Genomic DNA, 20,608 nt, shown 5'->3' with positions numbered 1-20,608 from the left:
CCGGCATCCTCCTGGAGGCGCATCATGAACCGCAACCGTTTCGCCGCCGCACTCGTCCCGGCGCTGCTCCTGTCCGGCGTGGCGCTCCTCCCCAGGACGGCCCCCCAGGATCCCGGCGACCTGGTCGACGAGCTGGACCAGCAGGACTACGAAGTGGGCGAGAGCCCCGAGCGCTATGCCCAGGTCAAGTTCGTGGAAGGCGCGGTCACCGTCCGCAAGGGCGAGGAGGACGAGCCCCTCACCCGGGGCGTGCCCGTGGCCGAGGGGGATGTGGTGGAAAGCCGCGGGCGTGGCGTCCTGCAACTGGGCGACGGCAGCGCGGTGGCCTTCGGTCCCGGGACCCGGTTCCGGGTGGCGGCCCTGTTCTCCGAGCAGGACCAGGAGCGCCGGGTCCTGCTGGTGCTGGAGCGGGGCGAGCTGCGCGTGTGCCGCGGCGCCCAGAGCGAGGCCGTCATCCGCGTGGACACCCCCTCGGGCAGCGGGTCCCTGGGGAGCCGGGGCGCCTCCCGCCCCGAGGCGACCTTCCAGGTCTCCAAGGACCCCCGGGGCGACAAGGTGGCCTTCCTGGTCCACGGGGGCCAGGCCACCTGGGTCAACGCCGAGGGCCAGGCCCGCATCTATGCCGGCCAGCGCCTGACGGTCTACGGCAACGACGACGTGCTGGACCGGGTGTCGGACTTCAACGCCTACGCCCTGGGCGAGTTCGACCAGTGGGCCGAGGCGCTCGTGAGGCCCCGCCCCAGCGAGAGCGCCGCGCGCGTGCCCCCCGAGATCCGCTACTACGCCGACGACCTGGACGCCAACGGGAAGTGGGTCTACGTGGAGGACACGGAATCCTGGTGCTGGACCCCCACCGCCGTGGACGCGGACTGGAGCCCCTACAGCAACGGCTACTGGGGCGCCTTCGGCGGCGGCATGACCTGGGTGAGCAGCGAGCCCTGGGGCTACGTGACCTGCCACCACGGCCGCTGGGGCTGGCGCCTGGGCCTGGGCTGGTACTGGATCCCCGGCGTCTACTACAGCCCGGCCTGGGTGGCCTGGCACAGCACCGGCACCTGGTTCGGGTGGGCCCCCCTGGGCTTCCACAACCGCCCCGTCCAGTGGCGGGACCGCCAGCGCTGCTGGAACGTGGTGGACGTCCACCACGTCGGCGACCGCAACCTGCGTCCCTGGTTCCACCGCGACCCCGCCGTCGTGGGCGTGTTCAACCGGCCCCCCGCCCAGGGCGCCCGCCCCTGGTTCCAGGGCCGGATCATCGTGAATCGCCAGGAGCTCCGGGACCCCGCCCGGTTCCAGCGCGTGGCGGGCCAGCCCAACGTGGCCCGGGAACGCGTCACCGTCTACACCCGCGAGACCGGCCGCACCATCCTCAGGCCCCCCGCGCCCGCGGACCGGGGCGGCTTCAACCGCATGGAACGGCCCCGGCCCGAGGCCCCCAGGCCCGTGGTGCGCCCCGGAACCGGCGACCGGGTCCGGGTGGAGCGCGAGGATCAGCCCAGGACCGAGATCAACAGGCGGGAGCCCATCCGCCAGGAGACTCCCCGCACGGAGATCAACCGGCGCGAGCCCGTCAGGGAACAGCCCCGCGTCGAGACCCCCCGCCCGGAGATCAACAGGCGGGAACCCGTCAGGGAGCAGCCCCGCCCGGAAGTTCCCCGCGCGGAGATCAACAAGCGCGAGCCCATCAGGGAACAGCCCAGGCCGGAGGCCCCCAGCCCGGAGCGGCGCGAAGCCCCCAGGCCGGAGGCTCCCCGCATGGAGCGGCGCGAAACCCCCAGGCCGGAGGCTCCCAGCCCGGAGCGGCGCGAAGCCCCCAGGCAGGAGGCTCCCCGCCTGGAGCGGCGCGAAGCCCCCAGGCCGGAGGCTCCCCGGATGGAGCGGCGTGAAGCCCCCAGGCAGGAGTCGCACCCCGCTCCGGCCCCCCGGCAGGAGTCCCGCCCCGCCCCGGCCCCCGCCCCCCGGGCCGAGCCCAAGCCCGCGCCCCAGGAGAAGAAATAGGAGCGCCGGACCCGACGCCAAAGGCCATCATCCCTTCCATCCCGCTCATCCAGTTCATCCCGGTTCCAGCAGGGCCAGCCTCGGAAGGACCGGCGCGCACCTTTCCGGATGCGCCGGTCCAACCCCGGCTGGCCCTGCTGGAACTGGGATGGACTGAATGAAGGGGATGAAAACCCCGGCCCCAAGGACTGGGGAATCAAACCTTATTTCGTGACCTTCTCGGCGGCCTCCTTGGCCTTGGCCTCGCCCTTGACCGCGCCCTTCTTCGTGCCGGCGTGGCTCTTGGCGGCGGTGTCCTTGGCCTTGGCTTCGCCCTTGGCGGTGGCGCCCTTGGCCTTGGCCTCGCCCTTGGCGGCGGCGGCCTTGGCATAGTCGCCGCCCACCGGGGCGCCTTCGGCCTTCTTGTCCACCTTGGCCTTGGTCGCGTCGACCTTGGCCTCGGCCTTGGCCTTGCCGGCGTCGACCTTGGCTTCGGCCTTGGCCTTGCCCTCATCGGCCTTCTTGTCGGCCTTGGCCTTGGTCTCCTCCACCTTCTGGTCGGCCTTGGCCTTGGCGGCGGCCTTCAGGTCGTCCAGGGACTGGGCGGAAAGGGTGAGTGCGGCGGCGGCGAAAAGGATCATCAAGCGCATGGTTCCTCCTTGGGTTCGGGGAATGGTAGGGCCTATTCGCCCGAAACGGAAGTCTCGGTCTTGCGGGTCTCCACGTTCGGGCCGTCGGCCTTCACGTCGATCTCCACCCGGCGGTTCCGGGCCTGGCCGGCCTTGGTCTTGTTGTCGGCGATGGGCCGGTCGGGGCCCGCGCCCTCGGTGCGGATGGAGGCCGCGGGAACGCCCCCCTCCGTGAGGACCTTGGCCACCGCGTCGGCCCGGCGCAGGCTCAGGGCCTTGTTGAAGGCCGGCTTGCCCACGGAGCTGGTGTGGCCGCTGACCACGAGGGTGTACGTGCCCTTGAAGGACTTGAGGCTCTCGGCGACCATGCGCACCGCCTGGACGCCCTCGGGGGGCAGGTCGTTCCTGCCGTTGGCGAAGTGCAGGACGGCCTCGTCCAGGACGATCTTGGCCGGCGGGGGCGGCGGCGGGGGAGGCGCCACGGGCTCGGGGGCCGGGGCGACGACGGGCGCAGGCGGCGGCGGGGGGGGCGGCTCCACCTTGGGCGCCGGCGGGGGCTCGGGTGCGGGAGCCGGGGCGGGAGCGGGGGCGGCGGCGGGCGCGGGCTTGGCGGCCTGGCCCCAGCGGAAGCCCAGGGTCACCAGGCCGAGCACTTCGGTGTAGGACTTCTGCGTCTCGATGCGGACGCCCCGGGCTTCCAGCCCCAGCAGGAGGTTCTCGCCCAGGTGGCCCTGGACGCCCACGCCGGCGTGGTAGCTGAGCCGGGTGGTGTAGCCGTCGCTGAAGGAGAAGGGCTTGTCCACCGTGGTCGAGCCGGCGCCGGCCCGCAGGTAGGGGACCCAGGCCGCGCCCGGGTTGAGGTTGAACAGGCCGGAGAGGTGGGCGTGGTACTCGTCGGCGCTCAGGCCCCCGGTCTTGGTCTTCAGGGTCGTCCCCAGCACGGAGAGCTCCCCGCCCCAGCGGGAGGAGAACCACTGGCCGAAGGAGAGGCCGAAGGCCGGGTTGTCCTTGGCGCCGCGTTCGCTGTTGGCCTGCCAGTCGTAGCCGGCCTGCATGCCCAGCCACTTCTGGCCCTCCTGGGCGGACAAGGGGCCGGCGACCAGGGCAAGGGCGGTTGCAAGAGAAAGGAATTTCATGTTTCGCCTCCAGGCAGTGTGTTGCTTCCCACATTCTCCCCGGCGGATGACGGAATTTTCCTCACACTTTCATACATTTGCCCTTCTGGTAGTCTGGAATCTCCCATGCCCGCACCCCCTCCCGAGCCCCCCGCACCCGCCGCCGGCGTCCGGGTCCTGGTCTGCGAGGACGCCCGGCCCATGCGGGACTTCCTCGCCGGGGGCCTGGAGCCCTTCGGGATCCTGGCCTCGGGGGTGGAGCACGGCGGCGCCCTGGACGCGGCCCTGGAGGAGCAGGATCCGCAGATCGTCATCCTGGACGTGGGCCTGCCCGGGGAGGACGGCTTCTCCATCGCCCAGCGCCTGCGCCGCGACCGGCCCCGCCTCGGCATCATCATGCTCACCGCCCGGCATGGCCTGGAGGACCGCATCCGGGGCCTGGACGGAGGCGCGGACCTCTATTTCGCCAAGCCCGTGGACCTGCGGGAGCTGGCCGCGGCCATCTTCAGCCTCCAGCGGCGCCTGGGCGGGGCCCGGGCCTGGCGCCTGGAGCCCCACGCGTCGCGCCTCCATACCCCCGGCGGCGCGGCGGTGGACCTCACGGACCTGGAGCTGCGCTTCCTGGCGCCGCTCCTGGACCGCCCCGGCGAGGTGGTGGAACGGGAGGACCTCTTCCTGGCCCTGGACCAGCACCCCGACATCTACGCCGCGAGGCGCCTGGAGACCATGGTCAGCCGCCTTCGGACCAAGGTGGCGCGCCTCTGCCCCGGGGAGCCCCTCCCCGTGAAGGCGCGCCACGGCCGGGGCTACGCCTTCCTGGTGGACTACTGAGGAAGGACCAGTTCGGTGCGGCGGTTGCGGGCGCGGCCCGGGTCGGTCTCGTTGGAGGCCACGGGGTAGGCGCTGCCGAAGCCCTGGGATTTCATGTGCTCCCGGGCCACGCCCCGGGCCTCCAGGTCCTGGGCCACGGAGCGGGCCCGGGCCAGGGAGAGGGCCAGGTTGAAGTCCGGGGTGCCCAGGGTGTCGGTGTGGCCGCAGATGAGCACGTCCACCCCGGCGAAGTGCGCCTTCAGGAGCGAGGCCTGCCGCTCGAGAAGGGGAAGGAACTCCGGCCGGAGGTCGGACTTGTTCAGGTCGAACGTGACCCCCGCCCCGTAGTCGAAGACGAGGATGCGCGCCAGGCCCAGGGCCTTGGCCATGGCCGAGTTGCCCGTGCCGAAGACGAACATCACCTCGGCCCGGTCCAGGGCCAGGAACCGGATGCGCTTCTCCACCACCGGCTCCGTGCCGGAGGTGGCGGTGAGCTCCAGCAGGGCGTCCAGGGAGTCCACGGTCAGGGTGCGGGGGGTGGTGCCCATGGGCCTGCCCGCGAGGAACAGGGCGGTTCCGCCGGGGTAGGACTCCACCTGCACCTGGATGGCGGATGCGGGCACCGTGCGGGGCTTGCCGCAGGCCGTGGCCAGAAGGATCAGGGCAGCTGCATAGAGGATTCTCATCGTGCCTCCTGGAAATCGACGGCGACGGCGACGGCCGCCTCGACGGGCCTGCCCTGGTCGTCCAGGGCCGGGCTGAACCGGTACTTCATGGCCACCGCCCGCGCCGCCTCGGCGCACCCGGGCTTCACGGCCGACAGGATCCTGCAGCTCTTGACCCGGCCGTCCTCGCCCACCACCAGGGAGGCGCCGACGCTGAGCCCCGCGCATTCCCCCACGGGCGCCGGCGCGAGGCCGTCGTCCAGGAGCCGCGGATAGGTCACCGGCCGCCTCGGCAGGACCTCGGCCTGGGCGGGCCTGGGCCTGGGCTTCGGGGCGGGCGCGGCCGCGGCGGGCGCGGCGGCCGGGGCCGGCGGGGGCGGCTCCACCCGCGCGGCCAGCCTGGGACCGCGGAGCACGAACAGGAGCGCGCCGGCACCCAGGGCCGCCAGGCCCAGGATCCACCAGGGGCGGCCCTTGGGCCCGGGCATGTCGGCGGTGGGCGCCACCTCCTCGAGGGTGCGGCGCCGCAGGGAAAACTCCCCCGCCACCGCCAGGGGCCGGTCCCAGGCCATGCCCGCCTCGGCGCAGGCGGCCAGGAACGCCTCCCGCATCTCCGCGGCGCCCTCCCACCGCCGGTCCCGGTCCCGGGCCAGGCTGCGCATGATCACCGCGGCCAGGGCGGGATGGAGGCCCGGGCAGAGCGCCTCCAGGGGCGGCGCCTCCTCCTGCAGACGCAGCAGGAGGGTCTGCAGCACCTGGTCGGAGCGGAAGGGGAGCTGGCCCGCCAGGGCCCGGTACAGGGTGACGCCCAGGGAGTACAGGTCCGCCCTGGCGTCGACCGCCTCGCCCAGGGCCTGTTCGGGGGCGACGAAGGCCGGGGTGCCCAGCATGTGGCCCGTGCGGGTGTCCATGGGGTTCTCCACCGCCTTGGCGATGCCGAAGTCCGCGAGGAAGGGCGTGCCGGCGGCGTCGAAGAGGATGTTGGCCGGCTTGATGTCCCGGTGGATCACGCCGTGGGCGTGGCTGAAGGCCAGGGCCTCCAGCACGGGCACCGCGAGCTGGGCCGCCATGGGCCCGTCCAGCGTGCGGCCCCCGTCCAGGATGCCGGCGAGGGAGGGCCCGTCGATCAGCTGCATGGAGTACCACGGGACACCGCCGTCCTGCCCGAAGGCGTGGATCCCGACGATGTGGGGATGCTCCAGGGAGGCCGCGATGCGGGCCTCCACCGCGAAGCGCTCCTGGACGTCGAAGCCGGTGAAGGGGTTCGTGAGGATCTTCAGGGCCTCGAGCCGCCCCAGGGAAAGGTTCTCCACCTCGTAGACCGTGCCGGCGCCGCCTTCCCCCAGCAGCGTCCGGAACGCGTAGCGGTCCGCGAGGCGCTCCATGAGAAGGGCGGTCCTGCCGTCGGTAGCCACGCGATCGTCTCCCTCCTGCCGGGTGCACGTATCATATTCGCATGAACCGCTTCACCCTCCACGCTCCCGGCCACCCGCCCTTCCTGCTGGGCAGGGAACGCGCGGAGCTGGTGCTGGGGCGGGCCCCGGGCGTGGACATCCTGCTCCAGGACGCCGCCATCAGCCGGCGCCACGCGCGGTTCGCGTGGAAGGAGGACGGGGTGTGGCTGGAGGACCTCGGGTCCCGCCACGGCAGCTTCCGCAACGGCGCGCGCGTCAACGCCCCCGTGCGCGTCGCGCCCGGGGACCGGATCACCCTGGGACCCCTCGAGCTCCGCCTCGAGCCCGCGGCCCCGGCGGCCCTCGAGGAGACCTCCCTGGCCCTGGAGGACGTCCGGCTCTGGGCCGGCGCCCAGGAAGGCCTGCTCAACTGGCGGGAGGCCCTGGAGCTCCTCCACGAGCTGAGCCTCATGATGCTCAAGGATCTGGAGCCCGGGAGGCTCCTGGGGGACCTGCTGGATCGCCTCTTCACCTTCCTCGGCGCCTCCCGGGGGGCGGTGCTCCTCAAGGACGCGCACGGCGCCCTGGTGCCGGTGGCGGTGCGCGCCCAGGACCCGGACAGCCCGCTGGGGCTGCCCACCTCCACCCTGGAGGCCACGATCTCCCGGCGCGCCGCCAGGCTCTTCCGCGAGCCCGCGGTCCCGGACGGGCTCCTGGCCGAGTCCCGCACGGCCTCGGCCATGGCCGTGCCCCTGGAATTCGACGGCCGGACCCTGGGCCTCTTCTACTTCGACTCCAACCGGGGCCGCGGCCCCTTCACGGAGCTGGACCTGCGGTTCGTGGCCTCCCTGTGCAACCTGGCCGCGGCCAAGCTCCTGCAGCAGACCCTGGCGGCCGAACTGCGCGACCGGGAGGAGCGGGAACGGGAACTGCGGGCGCGGGAGGCCCAGGCCCAGGCCCGGAGCGAATTCCTGGCCCGCATGAGCCACGAGATCCGCACGCCCATGAACGCGGTGCTGGGCTTCACCCGCCTGGCCCGGGCCGAGGCCCTGCCGCCCCGCGCCGAGGACTGCCTGCGGAAGATCGACCTCTCGGGCCGCTCCCTCATGGCCGTGGTGGACGAGATCCTCGACTTCTCGAAGATGGAGGCCGGGAAGGTCTCCCTGGAGGCCCTGCCCTTCCGCGTCCAGGACGTGCTGGCGGACATCCGCGACCTCTTCTCCCAGGCCGCCCTGGAAAAGGGCCTCGCCCTGGAGGTGGCGTCCGTGGAGCTCCCCCCGGTCGTGGGCGACGCGCACCGCCTCACCCAGGTCCTGGCCAACCTGGTGGGCAACGCCGTCAAGTTCACGACCGCGGGAAGCGTCGCGGTGCGGGTGGAGGCCGGCCAGGGGCCGCTGCTCTTTTCCGTGGCCGACACGGGGATCGGCATCGCCCCGGACCAGGCGGAACGGCTCTTCTCCCCCTACGCCCAGGCCGACGAGAGCATCGCCCGGCGCTACGGGGGCACCGGCCTCGGCCTTTCCATCGCCAGCCGCCTCGTGGAGCTCATGGGCGGGACCCTCGCCGTGGCCTCGGAACCCGGCGCCGGCAGCACCTTCTCCTTCTCCCTGGAGCTCGCGCCCGCGGAGTCCGCGGACCTGCGCGGCCGGCGGGTGCTGCTGGTGGAGGACAACGCCCTGAACCGCGAGCTGGCCGAGGCCCTCCTGCGGGAGGCCGGCGCGGAGGTGGACACCGCCGGCACCGGGGAGGCGGCCCTGGACCGGGCCCGGGAGGCTCCGTACGACGCCGTGCTCATGGATCTCCACCTGCCGGGCATGGACGGCTTCGAGGCCGCGCGGCGCCTGGGGGCCCTGGGCCTGGGCCTGCCCATCCTGGCCATGACCGCGGAGGCCGGCGCCCGGCAACGGTGCCTGGAGGCGGGCATGGCCGCGTGCCTCCCCAAGCCCCTCGAGGCCCGGAACCTGCTCGAGGCCCTGGCGCTGCGGGCGCGCCCCGACCCCCTGGAGGCCCTGTCCGGCGTCCTGGACCTGCCCCGGGCCCTGGCCCGCGCGGGCGGGAGACGGGATCTCCTGGCGAACTTCATGAAGGGCTTCCTGGACGAGCCCATCCTGCCCGCCCACCTCCGGGAGGCCGCGGCCCGGGGGGACCTCGCCGGCGCCCGACGCCTCGCCCACGACCTCCGGGGGCTCGCCGGCAACCTCGGCCTGGACGCGGCCGGCGCCGCCGCCGCGTACCTGGAGGACCTTCCGGATTCCGCCGGGCCGGAATGGCAGGAGGCCTGCGCCCGTCTCGAGGAGGCCCTGGCCCCGTTCCTGGCCCGGGGTCCCCAGGCCTTCCGCAGAGGAGCTCCATGACCGTCCGCACCTGGCTCCCCATCACGCTGCTGGTGGTCTCCAACGTCTTCATGACCTTCGCCTGGTACGGGCACCTGAAGTCCCAGCGGGACGCCCCGCTCCTGGTGGCCATCCTCACCAGCTGGGGCATCGCCTTCTTCGAGTACTCGCTCATGGTCCCGGCCAACCGCATCGGCTACGGGCGCTACTCCCTGCCCCAGCTGAAGGTGATCCAGGAGGTGGTCACCCTCTGCGTCTTCGCGGTGTTCGCGGTGTTCTACATGCGCGAGCGGCTCACCCTCAACCACGTCTGGGCCGCGCTGTGCCTGGTGGGGGCGGTGTTCTTCACTTTCCGGAGGTAGCCCGCTCCGTCGAGCAGGTGACGGCCTCGCTCCAGGCACTGCTGACGCCCTCGTTCACCGCCCGCACCCGGTAGGCGTGGGCCGAGCCGGGGGTCAGCCCCTTGTGCTGGTAGGGGCTCGCCGCCCCGCCCACCACGGTTCCATCCACCAGGAGGTCGTAGCCGGTGGCGCCCGGGACCAGGCTCCAGGTGACGACGATCCGGGCGGGTCCCACCGCCACGGCCGCCAGCCCCAGGGGCACCGCAGGGACGGCCGTCTCCCGCCCGGAGAACACCCGCCACAGGGAGGGCGCCGCCGGGGGCTCCAGCCCCGCGCGGGAAGTGTGCGCCTGCCAGCACACGTACTCCACCCCCAGGTAGCTCACCAGATCCCGGACGTTGTAGGCCACGCCCGGGGCCCAGGGGGGATGGACGCTCTGGGCGGGGGCGACGAGGACGGCCAGCAGCAGGGTGTGGGACAGCATGGGAACCTCCACGGCCGGAACCACTATGCGCCTCCGGCCGGGTGGAACGCAACGGCCAGGAGGGAGGACCCGCGGCAGCAACGTTCGCACGGCCCCCTTCGGTACGGCCCTGGCACCTTGATCGGAAATGGGACACATCAAAGGTGGGCCTGGAGGGTCCGGGCCTGGAATTTCAGACCGTCCGGTAGCACCGGCTCCTAGCAGGAGGAGACCTACATGAAAAACCTACCTGATTCAATTCAGAGGGTGGATGAGCATGCCCTATCGACCATCCATGGAGGGATGTTCAGAACCGTCAGATTGGTCATCAAGGGGACCCCGCTCAATCCGGGACCTGATCCCCATGACCTATACCTGGCGGCTCGACAGGCTGAGGCCAGGGAGCGGTTCGAGACGCTGACCAGAGCCAACCCAGCGATCCTTGCCCCCCCTGACCCGAATTGGAACGTTGAATTACTGAAGCATCGCCTTGCCACGGGTTATGGTCAGCCACAGCTGCGACGCCCCTGACCGGTCACAGGACCTCAGGGAACCTGCCCCGGCAGGATTCCGGCTGATCCTCCTTTGCACCTTGGCCCTGGTCCTCCACTGCGGCACCGTAAAGGGAACGCTGGAGGGCCGGGTGCAGGGGCCGGATGGCGCATTCTTGAAGGGCGTGGAGGTGGCGGTTTTCCCCGCCGACATGCGCAGCCCGGTCGAAGCTGCGTCCATCGCCTGGGTCCGCACGGACAGCATGGGCGCCTTCCGGATTCATCGCCCCGCCGGGGCCTACGGCATTTCCGCTAGTCACCCAACCCTGGCGGGGGCCAACGTCGGCCGGGTCACGCTGACCCCGGGGGAAACCTTTGTCCTGCCCTTTCCACTGCGCCTGAGGTCGGGAGGAACCGTCCTGCGGGGACGCCTGGGCGGAGGGAAGGGAAGGCCTGGGGTGGAGGGCGTGATCGCTCTGGTTCCATCGGATGGGACGGCGGTGTTGCGGTTCGATCAGGTGCGGTGGGTACGGACCCGGTCCGGGGCCTTCCAGGTGGCCCTTGACGAGGGGCGGTACGGCCTTTCGGCCGTCGGGAAAAGAGGCCGGGCGCCAGCGGCGTGGCTCGAGGTCGGGAAATCCCCCCTTGAATGGAATCCGGAGCTGCTTCCGGAGCCCAGCCCGGCCCCGGCGGACGTGGGAACCTGGATCAGAAGGGAGGCGGTCTCCCTGGCGGATCCGGAACGGGACGAGGCCCTCGATCCTGCCCTGCTGGCCCTGGCCCGATCCGGCCAGGTCTTCGGCATGGGCGAAGCCACCCACGGAACCCGCGAATTCGCCCAGCTGGTCCACCTCACCTTGATGTCGCTGGCCCAAGCGGGATCGGTGCGCGCCCTCGCATTGGAGATGGGCCTGGTCGAGGCGTTCGGGGTGGACGCCTATGTCCAGGGCGACGGTCCGGACCCCCTTCCCGCGCTCCCGCCCCCCTTCCGGGTGCTGGAATTCCGGAACCTGCTTGTCGCCCTGAGGACCCACAACCTGGAGCGGGACCGCGGCTCGAGGATCAGGGTCCATGGCATCGACATGATGGATCCGGGCCCTCCCTTCCACCATGCCCTGGCTTTCTTCCGGAGGACGGATCCAGAATCCGCAAGGGTGCTGGAACGCCGCGTGAAGGGACTCTTGCTGGCACAGCCCATCGCCAAGGTGACCGCACCGCCGAACCGGATCGCCTGGAGGGCGGCGCTGGACGGGCTGCTGGCGCGGATGGACGCCCGGAAGAAGGCCTTCATCCGGGCCGCGGGGGAGACCGGTTTCGCCCGCCAGCGCCAGGCCCTGGTGGTCCTGGGGCAGTTCATCCCCGTGGCCGGGGATGTCCCGAGAGGGCTTGAGGCGAGGGAAAATGCCATGGCTGAAAACGTGTACTGGGTCCTCCGCCAGGAGGGGGTCGGCGCCCGTGTCCTCCTGTGGGCCCACAACGGGCACATCACCAAGGCTGCCCAGGGCCCCTGCGGATTCCCGACCCTGGGCTGGCGGCTCAGCCAGGGCCTCGGCCCGGGCTACGTGGCGCTGGGAACCGCCTTCGGCCGGGGGGGGTTCCTGGCCTTCAGGACGTTGGGAGGAATTCTCGAACCGGTGCCCCGCACCGTGGAACCGATGGCTCGGGGGACGCTGGATGCCGCCCTGGCCTCGACCGGGGAGCCCAGGTTCTTCCTGGACCTCCGGAAGGTCCCTTCGGCGGGACCGGTCCGGCGCTGGCTGAGCGAACCGCAGGGAACCTGGTTCGTCAACCTGGAATACGATCCGGCCCACCCTGCGGAATCCATGGTGATGGATCCCGTGGTGGACCGGTACGATGCCCTGGCGTTCTTCGCGGAAACGGCGCCCTGTCAGTACTGGACGATGGGGTAGGACCCCTTCTCGATGAGCTGGGCGGCGATGGCGGCGCGCAGCTTCGAGCTGGAGGCGGGAACGAAGCCGGCGAAGGCCTCCAGGTCGCCCAGGCCCTTGTCCAGGTCCCCGCCTTCGAGCACCTCGGCCAGCAGCATGCGGGCGTTGACCTGCACCTTGTGCCAGGCCTCGTTCACGTAGACGTCGGCGAACTGCCGGGCCAGCCCGGCCCAGCGGTGGCCGCCCTCGGTCATCTTCGCGGCGCGCACCACGGCGCTCTCCATGGCGTAGATCTCGGTGAGCATGTCGGCGACGCGGGCGGCGGCCTCCTGGTTCTCGATGAGCTTCTGGCCGCACACGTCCAGGGCCGCGGCCGAGGCGTAGATGCAGAGGCGCTTGGCCAGCTCCACGGCGTGCATGGAACGGCCCATGGGACCCTCGGGGGCCTCGGGGACGTTGGCGGTGGAGCGGTCCAGGGGCAGGGAGCCGTTGCTGGCGCGCTTGAACAGGGCGCCGGCGATGATGAGCCGGTTGATCTCGTTGGTGCCCTCGAAGATGCGGTTGATGCGGTTGTCGCGGTAGATCTTCTCGGGGGGGTACTCGCTGGAGAAGCCGTAGCCGCCGAAGGCCTGCACCGCGTCGTCCGCGGACAGGAAGAGGGCTTCCGAGCCCCACACCTTGGCGATGGAGGCCTCCATGGCGTACTCGTCCATGATGTCGAGCTTGGCCTTGGCGGCGCCCTCCTGGTCCCAGCTGATGGCGTGCATGCGCTCGTCGACGTAGCCGATGGTGCGGAAATTCATGGCCTCGCCCACGAAGATGCGGGTGCCGATGTCGGCCAGCTTGGACTGGATGAGGCCGAAGGCGTGCAGGGGCTTGCCGAACTGCTGGCGCTCGCCGGTGTACTTGATCGTGTATTCGAGGACCACCTTGGCGGTGCCGGTGCAGCCGGCGCCCAGCTTGAAGCGGCCGATGTTCAGGATGCCGAAGGCGATGCGGTGCCCGCGTCCCACCTCGCCCAGGAGGCGGTCCTTGGGGATGCGGCAGTTCTCCATGATGAGGGCGCGGGTGGAGGAGCCCTTGATGCCCAGCTTGTGCTCCTCGAGGCCGGTGGAGAACCCGGGGTCCTCCTTCTCGACGATGAACGCGCTGAACTTGCGGCCGTCGACCTTGGCGAAGACCACGAAGACGTCGGCGAAACCGGCGTTGGTGATCCACATCTTGCCGCCGTTGAGCACCCAGTGGTCGCCGTCCAGGACGGCGGTGGTCTTGGCGTTCATGGCGTCCGAGCCCGAGCCGGCCTCGGTGAGGGCGTAGGCGGCCAGCTTCTCGCCGGAGGCCAGGAGCGGGAGGTACTTGGCCTTCTGCTCAGGGGACCCGAAGTAGACGATGGGCAGGGTGCCGATGCCGGTGTGGGCGCCGTAGCTCACGGAGAAGGAAGCCTGCTTGCCGACCTCCTCCAGGAGCACCAGGCCGGTCTTCTTGTCCAGGTCCATGCCGTCGTAGGCTTCGGGGATCTCCAGGCTCAGCAGGCCCAGCTCGCCGGCCTTGCGGAGCAGGTCCCGGCTCAGCTCCAGGTCCACCTGGTCCAGGGCCGCGTCCTGGGGCAGGACCTCCCCTTCCATGAAGTCCCGGGCGGCTTCCCCGATGGCCTTGGTCTCGTCGCTCAGCTCCTCGGGGGTGAACTGGGGCTGGGAACCGATGGCCGAAAGGAGGAAACTGCCTCCGAAGAGCTTCTCGCTGGCACTGACTTCCATGAATCCTCCAAGGGGGGGATGGGCATAACCCGGACTTGTGAAGTTCACAGTTTAACCGGATGGGCTGACACAAGGGTCCCGGACCGTGGATCATGTGATGGAGGTGACACGCATGCCAGAGGGAAGTAAAGTCCAGGCCATGTTCTCCGGCATAGCCGGCAAATATGACCTGCTCAATCATGTTCTCTCCCTCGGCACGGATTTCTACTGGTGGCGCCGCATGGCCAGGGCCTCCGGGGCCGCCCCGGGCCGGCGCTACCTGGACGTGGCCGCGGGCACGGGGGACTCCTCCCTGGCCCTGGCCCGGCGCGGAGCGGAGGTGATCTCCACGGATTTCACCCAGGAGATGCTGCGCCTGGGCCCGGGCAAGTTCCGCAGGAAGGGGCGGGAACGCCTCATCTGGGCCTCCGTGGGCGCCGACGCCCAGCACCTGCCCTTCCGGGCGGAGACCTTCGACGGCATCACCATCTGCTACGGCATCCGCAACGTCGAGGACCGCGCCCTGGCCTACGGGGAGTTCCGGCGGGTCCTGCGGCCCGGGGGCCGGCTCACCATCCTGGAGTTCAGCCGGCCCCGCTTCGCGTGGCTTCGGGCCTTCTACGACCTCTACAGCCGCAGGATCCTCCCGAAGGTGGGAGGCTGGATCAGCGGAGACCCCGGAGCCTACACCTACCTGCCCGAGAGCATCCGCTCCTTCCCCGACCAGCCCAGCCTGGCCCGGGAGCTCGCGGAGGCCGGGTTCCGGGAGGTGGGGTGGACCGACCTCACGGGCGGCATCGTGGCCCTGCACCTGGGCGTGAAATAGGGGCGGGACAGGGGTGTTACACTGGAATCCGGGCTCCAGCCCCCCAACCCGATCCTTCAAAAGCGAGGTTCCGCCGTGTCCAAACCCGATCCTTCCATCACCGCCGACCTCCTGAGCAAGCTCCCCGCCAAAAAGGCCGAGACCCACACCGAATCCCATGTGCCGGCCCTGAAGAAGGCCACCGGCATGGGCCCCAAGGGCACCAAGCCCAACGCCCGTTCCGCCGAGAAGGGCACCGTCCAGGGCCACACCCGCTCCTCCAACCGCGGCAAGTAGCGCCCGCCTGAACTTCCGGACCCCCCCGGCCGCGCCGGTGGGGGTTCCGCGCACCGGACGACCCATGCCTGGAACGCTGTACCTCACGTTCTTCACCTTCCTCGCCCTGTTCCCCATCCTGAACCCGCCGGCCATGGCGCCGGTGTTCCTGCAGCTCACGGGTCACGTGCAGGAACCGGAGCGGAACCGGCTGGCCCGCCTCATCGGCATCTACACCTTCGCCCTCCTCACCTCCCTGCTCTTCATCGGGGGCTGGATGCTCAAGCTCCTGGGCATCTCCATCCCCGTCATCAGCGTGGCCGGGGGCCTGCTGCTCTTCCACTCCGCCTGGCACATGCTCAACCGGGATCCCCGGATGACGGAGTCGGAGAAGGCCGAGATCCAGGTCAGCATGAAGGACAAGGCCTTCTTCCCCCTGACCCTGCCGGTCACCGCCGGGCCGGGCACCATGGCCGTCACCCTCAGCCTCGTGCCCGCCGGCAACCTCCTGGACCCGCCGGTGCTGCTCCGCTACGCCGCCGTGGCCGGCGGCATCGCCCTGGCCGCGCTGGCCGTCTACATCTTCTACCGCTTCTCCGGCGCGGTGATCCGGAAGATGGGACCCACCGGGGCGGCCACGGTGAGCCAGATCTCGGCCTTCGTGCTGCTGGCCATCGGGGTTCAGATCGTGTGGAACGGACTCAGGGAACTGATCCGTACCCTCTGAAATCCTAGGCGTCCAGGGCCGTCCGCACGCGCTCGGCCAGGACCTCCAGGGTGAAGGGCTTGCCCATGACCTTCAGGTCGCCTTCCACCACGCCGTGGTGCTCCATGACGTCGGCGGTGTAGCCGGACATGAGCAGGCACTTCAGTTCCGGACGCAGCCTCCGCGCGCGCTCCGCCAGCTCCCGGCCGTTCATCTCCGGCATGATCACGTCGGTGAGCAGGAGGCCGATGTCGAGGCTGGGATTTCGAAGGAAGGCCAGGGCCTCGCTGGGCGAGGCCGCGGCCAGGGTCCGGTACCCCAGGCTGCCCAGGAGCATGACGGTGACATCCAGATGCATGGGCTCGTCCTCCACCACCAGGACGCACTCGCGGCCGCCAGCGGACAGGCGGTCCGCCCCCGGGGCGGCGGCCTTCTCCGCGGCGCCCGCGTGGCGCGGCAGGTGCACCCGGAAGGTGGTCCCCTGGCCGGGGGCGCTGCGCACCTCGATGAAGCCGTCGTTCTGCTTCACGATCCCGTACACCGTCGCCAGTCCGAGGCCCGTGCCCTTCCCGATGGCCTTGGTGGTGAAGAAGGGCTCGAAGATGTGGCCCAGGACCTCCGCGTCCATGCCGCAGCCGGTGTCGCTCACCTCCAGGACCACGTACTCGCCGGGGCGGGCGTTGTGGCCGGGCATTGGATCGCCCTCCCGCAGCACGCGGTTTTCCGTGCGGATGGCCATGCAGCCCACCCCCGCGATGGCGTCCCGGGCGTTCACGGCCAGGTTCGCAAGGATCTGGTCCACCTGGGTGGGGTCCATGCGGATCGCCCAGAGGCCGTCGCGCTGGGTGTAGTCCAGGGTGATGTTCTCCCCGATCAGGCGCGAGAGCATCTGGAGCATGCCGGGGATGGCCTCGTTGAGGTCGATGACCGACGGCGACACGGCCTGCTTGCGGGCGAAGGCCAGGAGCTGGCGGGTGAGGTCCGCCGACCTCATGGCTGCCTTCTTGATCTCCTCGAAGCGGTCCTGGCTCTTGCCGGGCGGCGTGTGCAGGAGGCCCACCTCCGCGTTCGCCACGATCACGCCGAGCATGTTGTTGAAGTCGTGGGCCACACCCCCGGCGAGGCGCCCGATGGATTCCATCTTTTGGGAATGCTGCATCTCGGCCTGAAGCGCCTGGCGGTCCCGCTCCGCCTTCACCCGCTCCGTGATGTCGGACAGCGTGAGGAGGAACTCCCCGCCGATGGCGGTGGCCGAAAGGAGCACCGTCCGCTCCTGCCCGTCCAGGCAGGCCAGGGTGGTCTCCACGGGCGGCGCCCCGCCGCCCGGGGCGGACCGGATCTCCCACCAGGCCCGGGCCTCCTCCCGGCGCACCGGGTCGGGGTAGGCGCGCTCCAGCCACCGGGACAGGGATCCGATCTCGTCCAGGCTGTACCCGAAGGTCCGGTTGAACTGCCCGTTGAGGGCCACCATGAGGCCGCCCTCCCCCAGGATGCACATGGGCACGGGCGCGGCCTCGAAGAGCTGGCGGAAGCGGAGCCAGCTCTCCTGGAGGGCCCGCTCCTCGAGGTGGCCCTCCAGCGCGATGGCGGCCACGTGGGTGGCCATGGCCATGATGCTCTGATCGAAGGGCCCGGGCGCGCCGGGCTCGCGGTGGTAGAGCCCCAGGGAACCCAGCACGTTGCCGGAGGAGTCCAGGATGGGCGTGGACCACACGGAGCGCAGGCCCGCCTCCTCCATCCAGGAGCGGAAGTGTCCCTGGAAGCGGTCATCGGTCCGGATGTCCTCCACGATGACGGGTTCCCTGCGGAAGGCCGCCGTGGGACACGGCCCGAGCCCCTCGGCCACGGGAACGCCCTCCAGGACCTTGCAGAAGGCCTCCGGCAGGCCGGCGTGGGACCCGAACCGGAGCCGGCCGTCGGCGCCGCCCGTGAGGAGGATCGAGGCCATGGCGCCCGGGGCCAGCTGCTCCAGGGTGCCGGTGATGGCGTCCAGCAGCTCCTGGATGGGCTCGCCCGAGGCGACCCGCTCCAGGAGGCGGTTCTGGGCGGCCAGGCTCTGCTCGGCCAGCTTGCGCTCGGTGATGTCCTTGGCGATGCCGTAGTGGCCCATGATGCCGCCCTGCGTGTCCCGCAGCGGCCCCTTGGTGACCAGGAAGGTCCGGGGCCCCTGGGGCGTGTCCAGCACCTCCTCCAGGGTGCGGGCGCTGCCCCGCTGCAGGATCGCGGAATCCTCGTCCGAAGCCCCGGGCCGGTAGGGTTCCTTCCCCAGGACGTCGGCGGCCTTCATCCCGAAGGCCCGCTCGGCCTCGGGGTTGAAGAGCAGGTAGCGCCCCCCCCGGTCCTTGGCGTAGATGGCGTCGCTGGACGCGGTGGCGATGCCGTCCAGGAGCCGCAGGGCCCGGAGGCGCTCCGCCTGGAGGCTCCGGTCCCGCTCGGCCTGCGCCAGGATCCGGTGCTGGCGGAACATGCGGTCCACCAGCACCGCCAGGAACATCGCCAGGAGCCCCGCGAGGCCGATGACCGCCACCTGATTGCGGGCCGCGGCATAGAGCTCGGACTGGTCGATCTTGGCGACGAGGAACCAGTCCGTTCCCTTCACCGCGTGGATCACGCCCGCCACCGGCTCCCCGTTGTAGTCCTTGCCCTTGACGAAGGCCCCCTGGGGCGCGGCGCCCCGGAGGACCTGGGCGGTGACCAGCTCGCTGGCGGCCATCGGCCGGGTCATCTGGATCTGGCGGTCGGGGTTCTGCGGGGAGCCGCTGAGATACTCCACCTGGTCGCCCTTGCGCCGGAACAGCACCGCCTCGCCCGTGGTGGTCGGCACCGGCCACGCATGGAGCCTCGGGAAGAGCTGGACGACGGGGTCCACCGTGAGGACCAGCAGCGGCCCCGGCCGGTCCCCGGCGGGCGCCATGGGCGCCAGGAAGTCCAGGTGCAGGGCGCCGGCGGCGTCCCGGTACGGGCCGACCACCCGGCTGGCCCGGTCGGCCAATGTGGCCTTCACGGCCTCCATCAGGTCCGGTGAAGGGGCCCGCACCGCCGGGAAGGAATGCACGGTGAGCTGGTCGTCGATGACCATGAGGCCCTGGAAGCCCTTGAGGTCCCGGTAGGCCTCCAGGTTCCCGAAGAGGCGCTCCCGTTCATCGGGATCGCCGCTTTTCCGCCACGCGTAGTAGGCCCTGGACCAGAACCGGGAGGAGGAGGCGAAGGTGACGTCCCCGCGCCGTTCCTGGACCCATTCCGACACCTGCAGGGCCTTGTTGTCGGCGATGGCCTGGAGCCGGGCGGCCTCGGTCGCCTCCAGCTGGCGGTACGCCTGGTGGATGCCGCCCCACACCAGGGCCAGGATCACCACGCCCAGGATCGCGACCGGCGGCACGATGAGCCGGGCCCGGGCCCGCCGTTCGCCGGTCAGCGCGGGAATCAGGTGCCGCTTCATCGCCCGGTAGAGCAGCAGGGAGGTCACCCCCACGTAGAACCATCCCTTCAGGGTGCTCAGCATGGCGATCTGGTCGGCCCCCCGGGCCACCAGCATCACCAGCCGGTCCGAGAGGAGGATCCACAGGGCCGAGAAGCCGGCATAGTAGAGCACCACCCGGAGGATGGCTGTGGAACCTCTGGAAGGGCTTGATTCGGGATTCATCTCGTAAGGGGCTTTCTGACCTAAAGCATAACCAATTGAATCATGAAGCTTGAAATTTTCATGTACTCAACCGAGCTCCTCCCGCAGCGCCGCGATTTCCGCCGGCAGGCTCCGGGACAGCACGGGCCGGTCCTGCACCTCGGCCAGGGCCGGCGGCAGGGGCACCCGCAGCCCCAGGCCGGTCTCCAGGGTCTCCCGGAACTTGGCCGGGTGGGCCGTGGCCAGGAACACGCCCGTCTCGCCCGGTCCCAGGTTGCGGGCCAGGACGCCGTGGGCCACGGCCGCGTGGGGTTCCGGGAGGTAGCCGCCGGCGTGGAGCCCGCGCATGGAGGCCAGGGTCTCCCCGTCCGTGAGGCTGCCCCGGCGCAGGGCGCCCCGCATGGCCTCCACGTCGCCCTGGAACAGCGCGTGGATGCGCTCCCAGTTGCTGGGCGCGCCCACGTCCATGGCGTTGGAGAGGGTGGCCACCGAGGGCCGGGGGCGGTACACGCCGGTCTCCAGGAAGTCGGGGACGGTGGTGTTGGCGTTGGTGGCCACCACGAAGGCCTTCACGGGCAGGCCCGTGCGCCTCGCCAGGAGGCCCGCGTAGAGGTTCCCGAAGTTGCCCGAAGGCACGGCGATGACGGGGGCCTCCCCCACCCGGGCCACGGCCTCGAAGTAGTACGTCAGCTGGGCCAGGAGCCGCGCGATGTTGATGCTGTTGGCGGAGGTGAGGCCGAGGCGCGCAACCAGCCCGGCGTCCTCGAAGCTGGCCTTGACCAGGGCCTGGCAGTCGTCGAAGGAGCCCTCCACCGCGAAGGTGCGGACGTTGTCCCCCAGGGTGGCGAACTGCCGCTCCTGGAGGGGCGAGACGCGCCCGGCGGGGTAGAGGACCACCGCCTGGAAGCCCGGCAGGCCCAGGAAGGCGCTGGCAACCGCGGCGCCCGTGTCCCCGGAGGTGGCGGTGAGCACGGTGTGCCGGCGCCCGTCCCTTCGGGCCACGAGGGCCAGCATGCGCGCCAGGAACCGCGCGCCGAAGTCCTTGAAGGCCAGCGTCGGCCCGTGGAACAACTCCAGGGCGAACATCCGCTCCCGCACCCGCACCACCGGCACGGGGAAGTCCAGGGCGGAGAAGACCGCCTCCTCCACTTCGGCCCGGCTGAACTCGTCCCCCAGGAAGCGGTGGAGGAGCTCCGCGGAGCGGGCCCGGAAATCCATGCCCAGGAGCGCCTCCATGTCCCGGAAGCAGGGCACGGGCTCGGGAACCCAGAGGCCGCCGCCCGGAGCCATGCCGGACTGGATGGCCCCGGCGAAGGTGGTGCGGCCTTTCGGGTCGCGGGTGTTGACGAGCCGCAT

General features: G+C 71.2%; 16 protein-coding genes. 8 read left to right on the top strand and 8 right to left on the bottom strand.

Annotated features, from left to right (window positions below; translation table 11 throughout):
- The first annotated feature begins 24 nt into the window (after positions 1-24).
- Positions 25-1,998, top strand: a complete 1,974-nt coding sequence (locus tag RAH40_RS19250) for a DUF6600 domain-containing protein (protein ID WP_306599232.1) — start codon at positions 25-27, stop codon at positions 1,996-1,998.
- Positions 1,999-2,201: 203 nt separating this feature from the next.
- Here RAH40_RS19250 and RAH40_RS19245 read toward each other — a convergent pair whose 3' ends face one another.
- Together RAH40_RS19245 and RAH40_RS19240 are read right to left on the bottom strand one after the other, a co-directional pair.
- Positions 2,202-2,627, bottom strand: coding sequence for a hypothetical protein (locus RAH40_RS19245; protein ID WP_306599231.1), 426 nt, complete (start codon positions 2,625-2,627; stop codon positions 2,202-2,204).
- A gap of 32 nt (positions 2,628-2,659) precedes the next feature.
- A complete protein-coding gene (locus RAH40_RS19240) occupies positions 2,660-3,742 on the bottom strand; it encodes an OmpA family protein (protein ID WP_306599230.1) in 1,083 nt (360 codons plus the stop codon).
- Positions 3,743-3,847: 105 nt separating this feature from the next.
- Between RAH40_RS19240 and RAH40_RS19235 the strand changes: the two genes are divergently transcribed.
- Entirely contained in the window at positions 3,848-4,552 is a 705-nt protein-coding gene (locus RAH40_RS19235) for a response regulator transcription factor (RefSeq protein ID WP_306599228.1), read from the top strand.
- Here RAH40_RS19235 and RAH40_RS19230 read toward each other — a convergent pair.
- Entirely contained in the window at positions 4,546-5,217 is a 672-nt protein-coding gene (locus RAH40_RS19230) for an OmpA family protein (protein WP_306599226.1), read from the bottom strand. The genes RAH40_RS19235 and RAH40_RS19230 overlap by 7 nt on opposite strands.
- Complete coding sequence (locus tag RAH40_RS19225; protein ID WP_306599225.1) at positions 5,214-6,611, bottom strand: protein kinase; 1,398 nt, start codon at positions 6,609-6,611, stop codon at positions 5,214-5,216. Before RAH40_RS19225 ends, RAH40_RS19230 begins: the two co-directional genes overlap by 4 nt.
- 41 nt (positions 6,612-6,652) lie before the next feature.
- Here RAH40_RS19225 and RAH40_RS19220 point away from each other — a divergent pair, with 41 nt between their 5' ends.
- Both RAH40_RS19220 and RAH40_RS19215 read left to right on the top strand, forming a co-directional pair.
- The gene (locus tag RAH40_RS19220; RefSeq protein WP_306599224.1) at positions 6,653-8,944 is read left to right on the top strand and encodes an ATP-binding protein; all 2,292 of its coding nucleotides are present in this window, start codon (positions 6,653-6,655) and stop codon (positions 8,942-8,944) included.
- Positions 8,941-9,285: a DMT family protein gene (locus tag RAH40_RS19215; protein WP_306599223.1), complete on the top strand. Its 345-nt coding sequence runs from the start codon at positions 8,941-8,943 to the stop codon at positions 9,283-9,285. Before RAH40_RS19220 ends, RAH40_RS19215 begins: the two co-directional genes overlap by 4 nt.
- Here the strand turns inward: RAH40_RS19215 and RAH40_RS19210 are convergent.
- Complete coding sequence (locus RAH40_RS19210; RefSeq protein ID WP_306599222.1) at positions 9,269-9,748, bottom strand: carbohydrate-binding protein; 480 nt, start codon at positions 9,746-9,748, stop codon at positions 9,269-9,271. The genes RAH40_RS19215 and RAH40_RS19210 overlap by 17 nt on opposite strands.
- 481 nt (positions 9,749-10,229) lie before the next feature.
- Between RAH40_RS19210 and RAH40_RS19205 the strand changes: the two genes are divergently transcribed.
- Positions 10,230-12,128, top strand: a complete 1,899-nt coding sequence (locus tag RAH40_RS19205; protein WP_306602314.1) for an erythromycin esterase family protein — start codon at positions 10,230-10,232, stop codon at positions 12,126-12,128.
- On the opposite strand, the gene RAH40_RS19200 is transcribed toward RAH40_RS19205, so the two are convergent.
- A complete protein-coding gene (locus RAH40_RS19200; protein ID WP_306599221.1) occupies positions 12,107-13,864 on the bottom strand; it encodes an acyl-CoA dehydrogenase family protein in 1,758 nt (585 codons plus the stop codon). The two genes, RAH40_RS19205 and RAH40_RS19200, sit on opposite strands and share 22 nt — an antisense overlap.
- 112 nt (positions 13,865-13,976) lie before the next feature.
- Here RAH40_RS19200 and ubiE point away from each other — a divergent pair, with 112 nt between their 5' ends.
- The 3 genes from ubiE (at position 13,977) to RAH40_RS19185 (ending at position 15,651) form a co-directional block, all read left to right on the top strand.
- Positions 13,977-14,669 carry a bifunctional demethylmenaquinone methyltransferase/2-methoxy-6-polyprenyl-1,4-benzoquinol methylase UbiE gene (gene ubiE / locus RAH40_RS19195; protein ID WP_306599220.1) on the top strand — a complete coding sequence of 231 codons (693 nt, stop codon included), beginning with the start codon at positions 13,977-13,979 and terminating at the stop codon, positions 14,667-14,669.
- Positions 14,670-14,744: 75 nt separating this feature from the next.
- Complete coding sequence (locus RAH40_RS19190) at positions 14,745-14,945, top strand: hypothetical protein (RefSeq protein WP_306599219.1); 201 nt, start codon at positions 14,745-14,747, stop codon at positions 14,943-14,945.
- A gap of 64 nt (positions 14,946-15,009) precedes the next feature.
- Positions 15,010-15,651 (top strand): MarC family protein, encoded by a 642-nt coding sequence (locus tag RAH40_RS19185; RefSeq protein ID WP_306599218.1) that lies wholly within the window; start codon positions 15,010-15,012, stop codon positions 15,649-15,651.
- A gap of 4 nt (positions 15,652-15,655) precedes the next feature.
- On the opposite strand, the gene RAH40_RS19180 is transcribed toward RAH40_RS19185, so the two are convergent.
- Positions 15,656-19,273 (bottom strand): PAS domain S-box protein, encoded by a 3,618-nt coding sequence (locus RAH40_RS19180; RefSeq protein WP_306599217.1) that lies wholly within the window; start codon positions 19,271-19,273, stop codon positions 15,656-15,658.
- A gap of 66 nt (positions 19,274-19,339) precedes the next feature.
- Entirely contained in the window at positions 19,340-20,608 is a 1,269-nt protein-coding gene (thrC, locus tag RAH40_RS19175) for a threonine synthase (RefSeq protein WP_306599216.1), read from the bottom strand.

Source organism: Geothrix sp. 21YS21S-2 (genome assembly GCF_030846775.1).
GTDB lineage: Bacteria > Acidobacteriota > Holophagae > Holophagales > Holophagaceae > Mesoterricola.
This window is presented reverse-complemented; position numbering and strand designations above follow the sequence as displayed.